Annotated in this window: 15 protein-coding genes; 7 read left to right on the top strand and 8 right to left on the bottom strand. The window is 41.6% G+C overall.

The annotated features are described in order from the left end of the window. Nucleotides 1-49: 49 nt before the first annotated feature. The gene (locus AABW11_RS02175) at nt 50-1,342 is read right to left on the bottom strand and encodes an ABC transporter permease (protein WP_340102963.1); all 1,293 of its coding nucleotides are present in this window, start codon (nt 1,340-1,342) and stop codon (nt 50-52) included. Next, nucleotides 1,339-2,277, bottom strand: a complete 939-nt coding sequence (locus AABW11_RS02180; RefSeq protein ID WP_340102965.1) for an ABC transporter ATP-binding protein — start codon at nt 2,275-2,277, stop codon at nt 1,339-1,341. Before AABW11_RS02180 ends, AABW11_RS02175 begins: the two co-directional genes overlap by 4 nt. 193 nt (nt 2,278-2,470) lie before the next feature. Here AABW11_RS02180 and AABW11_RS02185 point away from each other — a divergent pair, with 193 nt between their 5' ends. Both AABW11_RS02185 and AABW11_RS02190 read left to right on the top strand, forming a co-directional pair. Continuing rightward, nucleotides 2,471-3,916: a glycogen synthase gene (locus tag AABW11_RS02185; protein ID WP_340102967.1), complete on the top strand. Its 1,446-nt coding sequence runs from the start codon at nt 2,471-2,473 to the stop codon at nt 3,914-3,916. A 3-nt stretch (nt 3,917-3,919) separates the two neighbouring features. Continuing rightward, nucleotides 3,920-5,194 (top strand): glucose-1-phosphate adenylyltransferase, encoded by a 1,275-nt coding sequence (locus AABW11_RS02190; protein WP_340102969.1) that lies wholly within the window; start codon nt 3,920-3,922, stop codon nt 5,192-5,194. A gap of 92 nt (nt 5,195-5,286) precedes the next feature. On the opposite strand, the gene sucD is transcribed toward AABW11_RS02190, so the two are convergent. Both sucD and AABW11_RS02200 read right to left on the bottom strand, forming a co-directional pair. Then, complete coding sequence (gene sucD, locus AABW11_RS02195; protein ID WP_340102971.1) at nt 5,287-6,153, bottom strand: succinate--CoA ligase subunit alpha; 867 nt, start codon at nt 6,151-6,153, stop codon at nt 5,287-5,289. Nucleotides 6,154-6,328: 175 nt separating this feature from the next. Beyond that, nucleotides 6,329-7,195 carry a bacteriorhodopsin gene (locus tag AABW11_RS02200; RefSeq protein ID WP_340102973.1) on the bottom strand — a complete coding sequence of 289 codons (867 nt, stop codon included), beginning with the start codon at nt 7,193-7,195 and terminating at the stop codon, nt 6,329-6,331. A 271-nt stretch (nt 7,196-7,466) separates the two neighbouring features. On the opposite strand from AABW11_RS02200, the gene dnaG reads away from it, so the two are divergent. The 4 genes from dnaG (at nt 7,467) to AABW11_RS02220 (ending at nt 11,673) form a co-directional block, all read left to right on the top strand. After that, the gene (dnaG, locus tag AABW11_RS02205) at nt 7,467-9,467 is read left to right on the top strand and encodes a DNA primase (protein WP_340102974.1); all 2,001 of its coding nucleotides are present in this window, start codon (nt 7,467-7,469) and stop codon (nt 9,465-9,467) included. Between the two features lie 55 nt (nt 9,468-9,522). After that, nucleotides 9,523-10,584, top strand: a complete 1,062-nt coding sequence (holA, locus tag AABW11_RS02210) for a DNA polymerase III subunit delta (protein ID WP_340102976.1) — start codon at nt 9,523-9,525, stop codon at nt 10,582-10,584. 48 nt (nt 10,585-10,632) lie between these two features. Beyond that, nucleotides 10,633-11,241 (top strand): sigma-70 family RNA polymerase sigma factor, encoded by a 609-nt coding sequence (locus tag AABW11_RS02215; RefSeq protein WP_340102978.1) that lies wholly within the window; start codon nt 10,633-10,635, stop codon nt 11,239-11,241. A 138-nt stretch (nt 11,242-11,379) separates the two neighbouring features. Then, complete coding sequence (locus AABW11_RS02220) at nt 11,380-11,673, top strand: hypothetical protein (protein ID WP_340102980.1); 294 nt, start codon at nt 11,380-11,382, stop codon at nt 11,671-11,673. On the opposite strand, the gene AABW11_RS02225 is transcribed toward AABW11_RS02220, so the two are convergent. From AABW11_RS02225 to AABW11_RS02240, 4 genes are all read right to left on the bottom strand, one after another. Next, nucleotides 11,652-12,287, bottom strand: coding sequence for a tetratricopeptide repeat protein (locus tag AABW11_RS02225; RefSeq protein WP_340102982.1), 636 nt, complete (start codon nt 12,285-12,287; stop codon nt 11,652-11,654). The two genes, AABW11_RS02220 and AABW11_RS02225, sit on opposite strands and share 22 nt — an antisense overlap. Beyond that, nucleotides 12,287-14,479 (bottom strand): patatin-like phospholipase family protein, encoded by a 2,193-nt coding sequence (locus AABW11_RS02230; protein ID WP_340102984.1) that lies wholly within the window; start codon nt 14,477-14,479, stop codon nt 12,287-12,289. Before AABW11_RS02230 ends, AABW11_RS02225 begins: the two co-directional genes overlap by 1 nt. 52 nt (nt 14,480-14,531) lie before the next feature. Then, the gene (locus AABW11_RS02235; protein ID WP_340102986.1) at nt 14,532-14,921 is read right to left on the bottom strand and encodes a response regulator; all 390 of its coding nucleotides are present in this window, start codon (nt 14,919-14,921) and stop codon (nt 14,532-14,534) included. Nucleotides 14,922-15,021: 100 nt separating this feature from the next. After that, complete coding sequence (locus tag AABW11_RS02240) at nt 15,022-15,246, bottom strand: translation initiation factor (RefSeq protein WP_340102988.1); 225 nt, start codon at nt 15,244-15,246, stop codon at nt 15,022-15,024. Between the two features lie 373 nt (nt 15,247-15,619). Here AABW11_RS02240 and AABW11_RS02245 point away from each other — a divergent pair, with 373 nt between their 5' ends. Further along, nucleotides 15,620-16,177, top strand: coding sequence for a bifunctional nuclease family protein (locus AABW11_RS02245; RefSeq protein WP_340102990.1), 558 nt, complete (start codon nt 15,620-15,622; stop codon nt 16,175-16,177).

Consider the following 16,177-nt stretch of genomic DNA (forward strand, 5'->3'; position numbering starts at 1 on the left):
CATTAAGAAGGTTCCTGAGGCTGAGGTTCTCTATTACAGCTCTCCCATCCTACTGCTTAAGCCACTTGTAAATATCTTTAAATCCGGCAGAGCTTCCGTAGCTCAGAATACCCACTTTGTAGATTTTGGCGCTTAGCCACATCGTGCCAATAAAGGTAATGATCATCAGAAAGATCGCCAGCGCAATTTCCCAGAAGGGTACGTCGCTGATGGCAATCCGGGTGATCATGACAATAGGGGAGAAGAAGGGAACCAGAGATCCGATGACAGCAATAATTCCGTCCGGATTGCGGACCGCCTGGAACATGATAAAGTATGCAATAAAAATGGGTGCCATAATCGGCAGCATCAGTTGCTGTGTATCTGTTTCAGAATCAGCTGCTGATCCTACAGCAGCAAATAGCGAACTGTAGAGAAAGTATCCAAGAAAGAAGAAAATGATAAAATAGATTACGATTGACGTTTCAATAGCGGGTATCTCCGATAAAATAGGTATATCAGCCTGAGCTGCAGCCTCACCCATCATTTGTTCCGTATTTGCATCACTCAGAAAAGCACCCAGCAACGGGGCCGCAAGAAGTCCAAGCCCGATAATGGTGATCGCCCAAATACCAATTTGCGTGAGCGCCAGCGAGGCCACCCCAAGCATTTTTCCGGTGAGTAGTTCAATCGGTTTAACAGACGATGTGATGACCTCAATAATCCGGTTTGATTTCTCTTCGATCACACCCCGCATTATGTAGCCGCCATAGCTGAAAATTGCCACAAATATGATGAGTCCCATAGCAAACCCAAGGCCCGACATAAAGGCTGTATCATCTTCTTCCTCCTCGCCGGTTTCTGTCAACCGCCGCGTTTCCACACCGATGCGGGTCTCGAAAATCTGTTGAATATCGTCTGATACATCAGCGCGCCTGAGTTTTTCTTCACGGATCACATCCCTCATGTCCGACCGTACTGTCGAAAGAAGTGTCAACCCGCCTGATCCACTGTAGATAAGTTCGAGACTTTTATTTTCCTCAATATTTTCCTCAGTTATCGTAATATATCCTGTCAGGTCACCGCTTTGTATCATAGACCGAAGAGAATCTACCTGCAGATCCGTTACGTCGGTATAGCTATCAGGACTTCGTTCAACTATCTGATTTACTACAGTGCCGGTTCGATCTACAATTCCAACCTCATACGAAACATCACTTTCCCAGATGATCACCAAAAAGCCGATTCCGTAAATGGCAATGATGCCAATGGGTACCAGCAGGGTAGCGGCAATAAATCCTTTGCTTCTTACCCGGGTTAAATATTCACGCTTTAGTACAAGAGATACTTGTCGCCAGTTCATACTAATGCCTCATTTTCGGTTTTGATATTATCCTCGCCAACGGTTGAAATAAATATTTCATTAAGTGACGGCTCCACAAGCTGAAATTTATGAATCTCTGCGTGATCAATAGCCGTCTTTAGAATTTGTTGCGGATCCTGATCATCCAGGATCCGGATCTCTGCAAAATTAGTAGACCGGTTGTTTACCCTTACATTTGAAAGATTATCAATAAAGCTTCCATCTCCCTGGAATTCAATCAGTACCGTATTCTTTCCAAAATCTTTTTTTATCTTTCGCAGGTTTCCATCAAGCACCATTTTTCCATTATTGAACAGGCAGATATCATCACACATCTGCTCAACCTGTTCCATTCTGTGAGTGGAAAAGAGCACCGTTTTCCCTTTTTCTCTCAACTCAATAATAATCTCTTTCAGCAGTTCACTGTTGATTGGATCGAGGCCGCTGAACGGTTCATCAAAAATGTAGATTTCCGGATCGTGTACAATAGTAGCGATGAACTGTATTTTCTGGCTCATACCTTTACTTAACTCACCTACTGTTTTCATGTGCCAGTCTGCGGCGCCAAACCTGTTAAGCCAATATCTTATTTGAGTTTTGGCATTAGCCACATTCATCCCTTTTAGCTGCGCAAGGTAAATTAACTGCTCACCCACTTTCATTTTTTTATATAGACCGCGTTCTTCCGGCATGTAACCGATTAGCCGCTGGGTTTTAGCGCTCACTTTCTGATCATTAATTGTGATGGAGCCTTCATCAATTGGAATGATGTAGTTGATCATTCTGATCGTTGTGGTTTTTCCAGCCCCGTTTGGTCCGAGAAGCCCTGTAATCTTGCCATTTTCAACGCTGAATGAGACATCCTGAACGGCTTTGGTTTTCCCAAATGTCTTGCTTAATCGATCTACCTTGATGGTACTGTTGTGGTCAGTCATGGAGTGTGGCCGGATTGCATTAGATTCAAAGTATATGTGTATCTCTTTGAGACAAATGATGTTGTTGAATAAAGAATATGAAATTTGGAATTTATTTCACGATCTCTTTTTGTAGATTGAAGTAAGTATTTACGACTGTAGGGCAAAAAATCAAAACAAAAGTACGTAGGTTTTTTCATTAGGTTTCGCAAGTATGAACATAACACACATATCAGCTGAATGCTATCCTGCGGCTAAAGCCGGAGGTTTGGGAGATGTTGTCGGCGCTTTACCAAAATACCTTAACAAAGCTGGTGATGAAGCTATGGTTGTTTTACCATACTATCAAACCGACTGGCTGAAAGAAATCGACACTGATTTTATTTATGAAGGCACATTTCCATTTGACGGTAAAAGCCTCAGCTTTTCTGTTTGCCGGGTAGAAAAAAAGGTTCTGGGATTCGAGCTTTACCTTATCAGTATTCCCGGCCGATTCGACCGGCCGGGTATCTATATAGATCCATGGTCGGGGCATCCTTACTGGGATGAAATGGAACGCTTCTTTTCTTTCCAGATTGCAGCACTTGAATGGTTGAATAATCGTCAGAACAAACCCGATATTATACACTGTCATGACCATCATACTGCTCTTGTGCCATTTATGATGAAAGAGTGCTTCCGCTTTGATGAATTTAAAGAAATTCCCTCTGTCCTTACTATTCACAATGGAGAGTATCAGGGTAAATATCCGGCAGATGTATATAGAACTCTGCCCGCATTTAATCTTGAAAATCTTGGTATTCTTGAGTGGGATAAACAGGTTAATTGTCTTGCAGCCGGAATTAAAACGGCCTGGAAAGTAACGACCGTTTCTGAAGGCTATATGCAGGAGCTGCTTGATGACTGCAACGGACTTGAACATCTGCTGCGCCAGGAAGAGCAAAAAACAGCAGGGATTGTCAATGGAATTGACGTGGATGTCTGGAATCCAAAGACAGATCCTTTGCTGGAAAAAAACTTTACCGTCAGATCTATCGTAAAAGGCAAAGATTTGAACAAACACGCACTTTGTGATCAATTTTCAGTACCGGCTGACCGCCCACTATTTGCTTTTATCGGACGGCTTGTCCGTGAAAAAGGGGCTGATATGATCCCTGACCTTATCACCACTTGTCATAACAGGGGTATTGAGGCATCGTTTATCGTTCTTGGTACCGGCGACCCGGCTCTCCACGATATTTTACGAAAACTTGTAGACACTCATGTTGGCTATTTTGATTCCCGCCTGGAATACAACGAAAAACTAGCCCATCAAATTTATGCCGGCAGTGATTTCTTAATGATGCCGTCGAGGGTAGAACCTTGTGGTCTGAACCAGTTTTATGCCATGAGATATGGTACTATTCCAGTGGTTCGCAAAACCGGCGGCCTAGCCGACACTGTCATTGATATATCGGAACCAAACGGCTACGGAATTGTTTTTAAAAACTTTAACCTGGAAGAATTTGTTGAATCTGTAGAACGAGGAGTTGACGTTTTTAATCAGAAAGAGTTATTTGAAAAAAATCGGAAAGAGATCATGAAACTCGATTTTTCATGGAATCGCTCCACTGAGAAATATATCGAACTGTACAAATCCCTAATTTCTAAACAAATATAAGCTATGAATTCATCTACTATCGCTGTTATATTAGGCGGTGGGCGGGGAACCCGTCTGCATCCACTCACTGGACACAGAAGTAAACCGGCTGTTCCTGTAGCAGGCAAATATCGACTGGTTGACATTCCGATATCCAACTGCTTGAATTCCAACATCAGAAAAATATTTGTACTCACCCAGTTCAACTCTGCATCACTGAACAGGCACATCAAAAACACGTATAATTTTGATCTGTTCAGCCACGGATTTGTTGATATCCTTGCAGCGGAGCAGACACCCAAAAGTCAGAACTGGTTCCAGGGAACGGCAGATGCAGTACGCCAGTCGATTCACCACATGGCCAACTATGATTACGAGCACGTGATGGTGCTGTCTGGCGATCAGCTCTACCAAATGGATTTTAACACCGTGATGAAACATCACAAAGAAACGGAATCAGAAATTACTGTTGCTACTATTCCTGTAGATGGCGAAGATGCTACCGGATTTGGGATTATGAAAACCGACAAAGACTCAATGGTACAGAGTTTTGTTGAAAAACCATCTTTCGACGAGCTTTCGGAATGGAAATCAGCTGTGAGTGATGACCTGAAGAATCAGGGCAAGGAGTATCTTGCCTCAATGGGAATTTACGTTTTTAGTAAAGATGTTATGATCCGGCTGTTTGAGGAGAATCCGGATGCGACCGACTTTGGTAAAGAGATCATTCCAAAAGCGATCAAAGAGGGTACAAAAGTTTCAAGCTATTCGTTTGATGGATACTGGACTGATATTGGAACCATTAAATCTTTTTTTGAAGCCAATTTGTCGCTTACAGATACGCTGCCTTCGTTCAACTTATACGATAATGAGCAGCAAATATATACACGCGCCCGTCTCTTGCCCGCATCTAAACTTGCAGGTACTAATCTTGAACGAGTCATTGTTTCCGAAGGGTGTATTATTGAGGCCAGCCGTATTGAACGGTCGGTTATTGGAATTCGATCAAGAATAGGCAAAGGGACAAGTATTGAGGAGTCCATCATTATGGGGAATGATTACTTTACCTCACGGGAAGATATTCAAAACCGCAACTCAAGCCGTCCGCTAATGGGAATCGGCGAGCGATGTTTCCTCAGCAGAACTATCGTCGACAAAAACGTCAGAATCGGTAACGATGTGAAGATTGTTGGCGGTTCACATCTCGAAGATGGAAAGTTTGACAACTATCACGTTGTAGATGGTATTGTTATTATTCCGAAAGGAGAAGTGATACCTGATGGATTTCAGCTTGGCTGATAACTTGTATCATCAATCAAACGAATAAAAAAAGCCACTTTTGAAAAATCAAAAGTGGCTTTTTTTTGCTGTCAACCGATTTTATATAAAAATCAGAGCATCTCTTTAAGCGTGACTCCAATTTCGGCCGGGCTATCAACAACTTTAATTCCGGCGTCTCTGAGTGCCTTCTTTTTATCCTGGGCAGACCCTTTTCCACCGGAAATAATAGCGCCAGCATGGCCCATCCGGCGTCCGGGAGGTGCAGTGCTACCGGCGATAAACGCCACAACAGGCTTGTCTACATTATCTTTAATATACTCTGCAGCTTCTTCCTCAGCAGTTCCGCCGATTTCACCGATCAACACGATAGATTCGGTGTCGGGGTCGTCCTGAAACAGTTTTACAGCATCAAGGTGATTAGTACCGATAACAGGGTCGCCGCCAATTCCAATGGCTGTGCTTTGTCCAAGGCCGGCTTTGGTCAGCTGATCAACCGCTTCATATGTGAGCGTGCCAGACCGGGAAATTAGCCCTACATTTCCGGGTTCAAATATCATCGCAGGCATAATCCCGATCTTAGCTTCACCCGGCGTAATGACGCCGGGACAGTTAGGGCCGATTAAAGTTGCTCCATGACTCTTCACAATTTGTTTAGCTTTAATCATATCAGCTACGGGTATACCCTCCGTAATACAAATTATGACCTTGATTCCTGCAAAGGCAGCCTCAGATATCGCGTCAGCAGCAAACGGTGGCGGCACAAAAATAACAGACGTGTTTGCACCTTCATTTTCAACAGCATCAGCAACCGTGTTAAATACCGGTAAGCCAAGATGTTTTTGCCCGCCTTTTCCAGGTGTTACACCACCAACGACGGTCGTTCCATATTCAATCATCTGCTCGGCGTGAAATGTCCCTTCACTGCCGGTAAATCCCTGTACAACCAAACGGGTATCGTTACCTACTAATACACTCATGAACTTTTGCTATTTGTATTGAAAATTCGGTTCAGTAAAATCGATTAGAATATACCATCATTGAATAGATTTGCCAAAGCTCAAGAACAGAGAGTCGAAATTTCAAGAAACTATCTTAAACAAAAAAGCCCGGTAACTGACCGGGCTTTTCTTTAGAGAATATGTTTCGAATTGCTTAGAGAGCAGATTCCATTTTCTCATAATCATATCCTTCTGCTTTGCTCATTTCCTGAGCAGCAAGAGTAAGGAAAATACCATAGATCACTTTAGATGCAACATCAGCAACAGTGTATGTTATGTGACGTGCAACTACAGCTGTTTCAGTCAATGCAGGGTCTGCTGACAGGCTAAACAAGTAAGGCATCAAGTATGCGCCCGGATAGAGCATCCAGCTAAAGAAGAATAAAGTCCAAATGTAACCTAAATATTTCTGAGCTTTGGCAGGTGCACCTTCTTTTCCTTCGTTAATAACACGTTTCATCAAAATGAGTATATGTACAAAGAAAACCGTTGATATGAATCCCCAAACAAAGAAAAGAGTCGGGCTTGTTACTTCATAATATTGACCAACGTACCCAGTAAGAATCATTGCGGTACCTGAAAACCAGAATTGGTTTCTTATAGAACTGAAATCACTTTTTGTAAGTGTTACAACAAAAAGAATCTGAAATAACAGCATTGGCACGTCAATCAGCCAATTTAAATAACGATAACCGTTATTAAAAAGGTCATTGCCGCTTCCTAGCATGTAACGTGCTGTGTCGGCATCATAAACCATTGCGCTTGACCAGTTATTAGACTGAACAAACAGCAATAAAAAAGCCGATACCATAACAACAACAGATAATACTGATGATGTTCTGTATTTCGGCGCGACTGTTTTAATGGTTAGTATGAAATATAAAAGAGCGGCTAGCATGACGGCGTAGCCGAGTGTAAGTACGTGGGCTGACATTTGATAGGCCATTTCGGTGTACCCTTCAGCAGCACCAACATAGTTTTCGAATGTGGCATTACCCAGCATTTCTATTAAAGCTTCCATAGTTATTTGATTAGTTAGGGGTTAGGTAAAGTTCGGTTCGACAACACGCCGTTATTTGAGAAAGTTCACAATTTTTAAAAATATTTGAAAATAATGAAAGCCGACATGTTAGCGCTTTTATGGTAATTCTGGCAAACTATTCAAAGTGACTTAAGACACTTCTATCAATTCAACATAAATATCAGAAGTTCCCGATTTGATATATTAATCAGCCTTATTATTTAGTAGTTTGTAAGCCTGGAAAAAAAGCTGCCGTACGAGCATTATTTTTATGAGATCTGAAGACAAAAAAGAGGAAGTTCGCGATACTGCCGACATAGTTGAAGTGGTAGGAGACTATGTACGATTAAAAAAATCTGGCAGTGGTTTTGTTGGGCTGTGTCCATTTCATGATGAAAAAACGCCTTCATTTCATGTTACGCCCCGTCTGGGTATATATAAGTGCTTTGGCTGCGGTGCCAGCGGTGATGTGTTTAGTTTCATTATGGAGATGGAAGGCGTAAGCTTTCCCGAAGCACTCCAATCGCTGGCGGACCGGTATGGAATAGACCTGCCTGAATATGGGAACAGTGAAGAACATGAAGAGCATACAAAACAAAGAGAAGGTATTTACCACGCCCTCAAATTTGCGGGGCTCTATTACCACCGACAGCTCCACGAAAATGAAGAAGCTTCAGCAGCACGTGAGTATCTTGACAAACGAGGATATGGTGAAAAAACCATACGCAAATTCGGCCTGGGCTATGCTCCGGGCGGTGGATCCCGTTTTTTAAAGGCGGCATCAGCAGAAGGAATTAAAGAGGAGTATCTCCTTGAAGCGGACCTCATAAAAAGAAGCAACCGTGGCGACGGTTATTACGATACGTTCAGAGACCGATTGATTTTCCCCATATTTAATCCATCGGGAAAAGTAATTGCGTTTGCCGGCCGCATTCTCACTAATAGAAAAAAAACAGCTAAATACGTTAATTCTGCCCAGACACCTGTATACAATAAGAGCGAAGTTGTTTATGGAGTGAATTTCTCTAAGAATGACATTCGCAGACAGGAAGAAGTAATCCTCGTTGAAGGCTACACAGACGTGATAACACTTCATCAGCATGATATTAAAAATGTGGTATCATCAAGTGGTACATCGCTGACATCACAGCAGATAAACATTCTAAGGCGGTATGGCAATAAAATAACAATGCTTTATGATTCGGACGAAGCGGGCCAGGCTGCCATGGATCGTGGAATAAAAATCGCGCTTAAAGAGGGCATGGAAGTCGACTTGCTTGAATTACCGGAAGGTGAGGACCCCGACTCCTTTGTAAAACAGTTTGGAAGTGAGTCATTTCGGGAACTTAAAAAGGAGAAGTCTGAAGATTTCGTCACGTTTACAATTCATAAAAGCGAAAAATCAGGGGCACTTGAAAAACCGGGTGACAGGGCAAGGCTTATCAATAAAATCCTGGAACAGATTGCTGAGATTCCCGATGAAATTCAGCGCCAGGTTTATGTTCAGCATCTGCATCAGCAAACTCAAAAATATAGAAAGGGGAGTGACCGGGAACTTTTTCAACAGCTTGATAAACTTCTGGCTGAACAGAAAAAAGCAGATCAGAGGTCTGCCCGGCGTTCACAGCGGGCTGAGGAGAGAGAGTCGCCACCGCCTGAAGCCGGATTCGTGCGGCCATCTGCGCCAGAGCCGGAGGTATTAAAAAAGAAGCCACATTACGAGAAGGAGGTCATACGTCTGTTGTTGCAATACGGGGAAAAGATGCAAAAATTTATCGGACACAATGTTGGAGCAGATCATTTTGAGGATTCGCAGCTTCGGTCATTTTACGAAGATATCATGACACGCCATGTAGAAGGCAAAAAGATATCTATTGATCACTATTCAAGCCGCGAAAAACCATATCCATCCCTATTAAGTGATATTCTGCTTGAGCGGTATACTGTGAGTGAAAGCCGGTCGAATGAAAATGGTGGCGAGTTTAAGAAAGACAGGTATCCTTATAAAATTGCCAAATCATCAATGAAACCACTTAGGCTCCACTTTTATGAACGTAAGAGAACTGAACTGTCTCAACTGTTGAAAGAGGGAGAATATGAAACCCGGAAAAAAATGATGAAAATGATTTCAAACGTACAGAAAGAGATCTCAAAAATACAAAAAATGTCGGCGGATGAACTGTTTGATGATCCTGTGTTCGAAAATGATGCATCTGATGACCCTGATATCGAGAAAGTCTTTGACTATAAAATGAAAAACGATCGGGATTAACTCTATTACTTTTAATATTCATCTATCCTGAGAACTCTTTTTAATCTTATTTATCGTGGCTAAACCTACCAGCATAGACCATTTTAAAAACGCAAGAAAAAGTATTCGGTCACCTGAGCACAGAAAACCGATCTATTACTTTTACGGTGACGAACGGTTCTTTATCGACCGGTTACAGGCCGAAGTCGCAGAACTGATACCAGACCAACAGAAAGATTTTAACTACGACTTGCTATATGGCGGTGAAGTTTCTCCTGAAGCAGTATTGGGCATGGTTCGCAGCTATCCCATGATGGCGGATATGCGGGTTGTGATTGTACGAGACTTTTTGAAAATGCGAGGTACGGATCAGGGCGGCGGACATATAAGGGATTTTGAGCACTACGCGAAAAACCCTAATCCATCGACCCTTTTATGCCTTATTGATAAAAAAGCCCCGGATGGACGTACCTCGCTTGGTAAAGCCTTTAAAGGCAGTAATAATGATCATGTTGAAGATTATGAGTTTAAAGCCCTTCCAGATTACCAGCTTACAGACTGGGCCATTGAGTGGGCATCTGCTCAATATGGGAAATCTATAGATTCACAGGCAGCCCAGGTATTAGCTCAATTGGTAGGTAATAATTTACAGGTGCTGTCTACTGAAATAGAAAAAGTGTGTACTTTTGTAGACACCCGGGAGAAAGTAACAATAGAGGACGTAAAAAAAATAATCGGCTCATATCGCGAATATTCGGTGATTGAGCTTAAAGAGGCCATATTTCAGCGAAACCTCGATAAATCACTTGGTATAGCGGAACAGATGTTGCTCAAGAGTAATGCAGATGCGGGTGAAATTATTAAATCCGTAGGGTTCTTTTACAGAGTGTTCGCAGATGTCTGGCAAATACGCCGGCTGATGGAAAAGCAGCTTTCCAAAACTCAGATACAATCTGAACTTGGGATACGTAACAGTTACGTATTTAACTTTAAATGGAAAGATGCTTCTCAGTATCAGTTGGCAGAGATGCCACGCATTTTCGAAGCCTTAATGGACGCAGATCGCGCCGCAAAAGGTTTCAGCACTCTGGATGTCCCTTCGATTTATCTCCTGCTTATAAAGCGCATCATCGGATAAGTTTCATTCGGTGGTGCCGAATCTGCAACTTAAATCCGGGGTACCACCATGGAAGCAACGAACAAAGTAAATTTGCGTTCATTATCAGATGAAGATGTAATGGAGCAGCTTCAGGAAGGAGTGGTACAGGCTTTCGATATTATCGTACAACGATATAAAGATCGTCTGCACAACTTTCTCTATCGATATACTCATAATCATCAGGATTGCGAGGATTTGGTACAGGAAACGTTCTTACGTGTCTACAGAAGCCGCCAATCTTATGTCCGTATTGCAAAGCTTTCAACCTGGATGTACACCATTGCGCTGAACCTTGCAAAAAGCATGTACAAGAAAAAGCAGCGAATGACGACGATTTCGATGCATGCCGACCCGTCTGATCCCGATGACAGAGAGTTTGAAATTGAAGATTCAGTTATTCTCCAGGATGAACAGCTTCATCAAAAAATGTCTGTCAGTGAGCTTGAAAAAGCCCTCATGAAGCTCAATGATGATTTTCGTGAAGTGATTGTTTTACGGGATATTCAGCAGCTGACCTATGAAGAGATTGCTGAAATTACGGATACAGCGATGGGTACGGTGAAATCAAGAATTAACCGCGCCCGGCAGCAGCTTCAATCTTTGATTGGAGAATATGTAAATCCGGAAACAATTTAGGACAGCTGAAGTAGCAGTAGTGTACATATGGCGCATCTGTCAGTGAACATCAATAATTCCGGGACACATATTTCGGGTGATTGATTGAATCGAAGACAGGTGCAGCCATTGACTCTAACCCAAAACTGTTGCTTCATTATGAGTTATACACTACAATCGAACGTGCTCGACAGCATAATAAATGATTTTACAGAGGGAAAACTTTCTGTAGCTGAACTCCGGTCATTTTCTGAACTACAAGACAGCGATGATTCAATCCGGTTGGTGGCACAATCCGGAATTAAAGTTCGAAAATATCTGAAAAACTTAAAAAAAGTTCAGTGTCGACCGGGATTTGATCAGCGCATGGCCGCGAAGTTTGCTATTGAGTTGGAAAGAGAAGTTACCGAAAGAAATAAGAACAGAAGATCTCATATCGCAGTATCATCCTGAGCGCTGGTAACATCTTTTTTCAATTTTAGAAGGTCATCACTATTTTTATCAAACGATAAACCATCCTCTATATAGCTCATCGATTCTTTATACGCTCTCGACTTGTAAAGTATCCAGGCGATATTGTGGTATGCATCTACAAATGTTTCATCCTTTTCAAGTGCCTGTTCATAACATTTTGCGGCCTCAATATGTTGATTCTGGCGTAAGAAGAAATTACCGAGATTAAAATGTGACAGCGCTTTATCGGGTTGAAGATGGGTGAGATAGTGAAATAACTCATGTGCTTTGTCAAGTTCTCCTTTGTGCTCATATTCATCGGCTAAATTATTTAGCGCACCGATATGGCCGGGATCTTTCTCCAAAACCTTCAAGAATGTAGCTATTGCTTGATCAGGTTCCTGCAAGCTCGAGTATATATTTGCAAGATTGAATAGAATACCTGGTTTTTCGCTTTTTTGTGCAGCCTTTCTTAAATATTCCATTGCTTGTTTCAGCTCTCCCAATAAATAGTACCCAACGCCGGCATCATTCAGCAAATCGGCAGATGATTTTCCCGACTTTAGTTCAGCTTCTATCGTACTTAGCGTTTCCCGTATTTCCTGTTCAGTCATTAAAACTTATATCCTATTTGAAGTTCTGCAAGAAAATTATTTTCAGTACTCGAAGATACTATTAATTCAACCGGGCCAAGAATGGTAAGTGCCCCAATGCCAAGGCTTGCACCGTGAACGATATTGTCGGTAGAAATGGACCATTCATTCAAGAAACGTCCGGCATAGTAATCTATATTTATAAATCTGTGATAAAGAGGCTCAAACTGAAAGCCTGCAGAGAGCATTTGTAAATTCCGTGTGTTTAGTTCATAGCGTTGAATTCCGCCAAACCGGACGTATCCATAATCGGGATCAAGCCGATTCAATGAAAACCACGATGTCCATGGAAGTTCATTGCCGCTTGTATACCCGCTATAAAATAAATTTCTAAAACTTACGCCCGGCGACAAGGGCAGATAGTATTCAAAGAGCCCTCCGAAAGCAACGTATTCAATTGGGCTGAGCGAAAACTCCCCGCTGTAGTTTCCATTTAAAAAGACGCGCGAACCACGGGATGGGAAGTTTTTACGATAGAATTGATCATTAACAATTTGAAGAAAGTACGACTGGTGATTGTCAGACGAAATGGTAATAAGTTCTTCATTGATAATATTATTTTTGAAGATGAAATCACCTCTTACGCCTCCGGCCACCAAGAAATTTGAACTGAGATAATTACCGACCGATAATTCCAGCCTGGTGAGATTGTTTTTAAAACGTGCATTACGTTCGTTGTTTTCAAATTGCTCAACATTTTCCGATTCAAATAGTGCTGACGTTAATAAACCAATTCTGGAGCCAAGACTTCCATAAAGCAATAGGTCTGCCTGGGCACGGATTTCGTTACCAAGGCGAAGATCGAAACGTGAGCTCGTACCTTTAAAGGGAAAATTTCTGAACTCAGAGGCTAAAAGTATTGAGGCATTTGTCTGAGATTCATATCGGAGCCCGACCCGGAATACATCAGTATTATTTTCTACCACATGAATGTGTAAATTATAGTAGTAATCCTCATCCGGTAATATACGATAAGTAATAAGTTCAAATAGCTGGGTGCTGTAGAGCTGTGAGATTTTATTTTCGATAAAATCGGGTGTCAGTAAAAATCCCTGCGATAGTTGCAGTTCACTTAGAATAAAATCGTCGGAGATTAATTCATTTCCCTCTATGATAACTTGATTAAGCGGAAGACTGCCAAATTCGCCAACTCCCCGGCGAAGGGGAGAGCCGGTTGACTGTTGTTCTGCAATTCTGTTTATCTGTTCTATATACTTCCCTGCCTCATCATAACCTACCTGTATAAGTTCGTCCACTTTGTCGAAATCCAAAATGTCAAATGAATTGGTTCTCTCCGGGTTGATATATAGATCGGACTTCTCAATTTGCGGCTCAATTTTTTCATTAATCCTGTAGTTTACTACCTGATTCAAAACTTCTGCGAATGTCTTGAGACTATCAGTAGGCATGACCGGAGATGCTACATTCACAGCGATGATGAACTCGGCTCCCATGTCTATGGCCTGCTCAACGGGGAGATTATTTGAAACCCCTCCATCGATATATGCAGTGCCGTTAATTTTATGAGGCCGCATTAACGATGGAATTGAAATACTGGCGCGAATAGCATCAGGCAAATATCCTGAAGTAAATGTTTTTGGTTCACCGGTTGATAGCTCTGTGGCCACCGTCGCAAATGGAATTGGGAAATCTTTAAAACTCTGTGTTCCATGTACAGGCCAGGTATATTTGGATAAAAATGAGTATATGTTTTGGCCGCTGATGATTCCAACAGGAAGGTCCAACCCTCGCTCAGATATGGGAAACGAGGCTATAGTACGATTATCAAATGTACGCTCGTAATTTGAAATAAAAAGGCGAGAGGGCTTTTCTGTAAATAACTGACTCCAGTTACTTGATTTGGCAAGATCTACTAATTGTGTTGATGTATATCCAATGGAGTAAAGTGCGCCCACAAGGCTTCCCATACTCGTGCCTGTAACATAGTCGACCCGGATACCGGCTTCTTCAAGTCGTTTTATCACGCCAATATGGGCGATACCTTTTGCTCCGCCACCGCTTAATACAAGGCCTACTCGAAGGCTATCAGCACTGTCTGCTGAGTGATTGCCGCTATAAAAATCTTCAGCAAGAAGCGGAACTGAGATGAGAAGATAAAGCGAGATGAAAAGAGTCAATATTCGTTGATACATGGCCGTAAAAATACCATGAATTTATCAACGAATGCCAATATTTTTAAAATTATTATGCCGCAGTGAAGGCAGCTGAAACTGCATGTTTTAGTTGTTCTTCAGTGACCGGTTTTTCCAAAAATGCTTCATAATTTGTCTGCACTGCCCTGTTACGTGTTTCAGGTTCAGTGTTTCCCGTCACGTAAATTACTTTCACTGAGTTGGATACCTTGCGAATTTTCTTCATTGCCTCGATACCATCAACTTCGTCTCCGAGACGTACATCCATCATAATAAGATCCAACTGGGGGAGACTACGGGCTATACGTACAGCTTCATTTCCGCTGGCTGCAATTCCTAATACGTTCAGCCCCAGGCGAGAAGCAAGACGCTTCATGATAATTTGCTGAATACCATCGTCTTCAACAATTAGTATGTTTTTGCGGCTGTCTTTTACTGTCAAAATACTCAGATTAATTTCAATACTTAGAGAACACTAGACAACAAGAGTATCTTAAAGCGTGATTGTTACAAATAAATCACTGATTTTAAGAATCTTAAGATTATCTAATGTTATACCCCTCTTTTTCTAAGATTTTTTTAATTTTATCGGTATGAGATCCGTGTATGATGATAGTTTTTCCTTCTGTGTGTCCACCTGCACCACAACTTGACTTTAATTTCTTCTCCAACTTTTCAATGACTTGAGGATTGTGTGTGATTCCTTCTATTACAGTTGTGGGGTTACCTGTACGCGGATTTCTTTTTTCTGATATTTTTACATTCATGACACTTCAAATTAGTAGGTTATCAAATCACTTTTTGACTGTTTATAGGTCAGCAGCGTGATTTGAACTATAAAAAACTTTAACTGACCTGACATTCCGGGATTTCAGTTTTTACAAACTATGTTCTGACTCTCTCTTAAGATACTCATACTATCGGGTCTATCGTAATTGTATGATTAGTTGGCAGCAGAACATTAATTCATAATTACTTAATGAGTAAAAAGACTTGAATTTCAAGAAAATAGTAGTCAAACAGGGCAGAGTGAAATTCTAAATTACGGAACGTAAACAGTTTAAGAGATAGTTGAAATTCCGTAACTTTAAATCAGTAAAAATTTAAAGCACACCGGAGATACCATTGCAAAATATTGAAATGGATATATTAGGACTGTCAACTAGTCCAAGCAGCGGAGGAGCTTACGCTCTGATACTTACAGAAAAGGAAGGCGGAAGACGGTTACCTATCATTATTGGAACATTTGAAGCTCAGGCAATAGCTCTTGAACTTGAAAGTATAAAACCACCACGTCCCATGACTCATGATCTGCTCAAAAATATAATCATGAGTTTTGATTCGGCAGTAGACTATGTACTGATTAATGAACTCTCAGAAGGCACGTTTTTCGCAAAACTCGTTTTTACACGCGAAAATGAAAAAGTAGAAATCGATGCTCGCCCAAGCGATGCAATTGCTGTAGCTATCCGATTTGGAGCATCAATCTTTGTACATAAAAGCGTGCTGGATGAGGCTGGTATAGAATCAGAAGAAGAGAAAGGGGAAAAAGGGACATCACAGGCGGTAAAAAGCAGTGAGCCAAGTGAATTGAGCGGCATTGAAAAGCTTGAGCAAGAGCTTCAAATGGCCATTGATACAGAGAATTATGAAAAAGCAGCAAAAATTCGGGACAAAATAAATCGGTTAAAGGGGTGA

Origin of the sequence: Rhodohalobacter sp. 8-1 (genome assembly GCF_038150125.1) — a bacterium.
Classification (GTDB): domain Bacteria; phylum Bacteroidota; class Rhodothermia; order Balneolales; family Balneolaceae; genus SW132.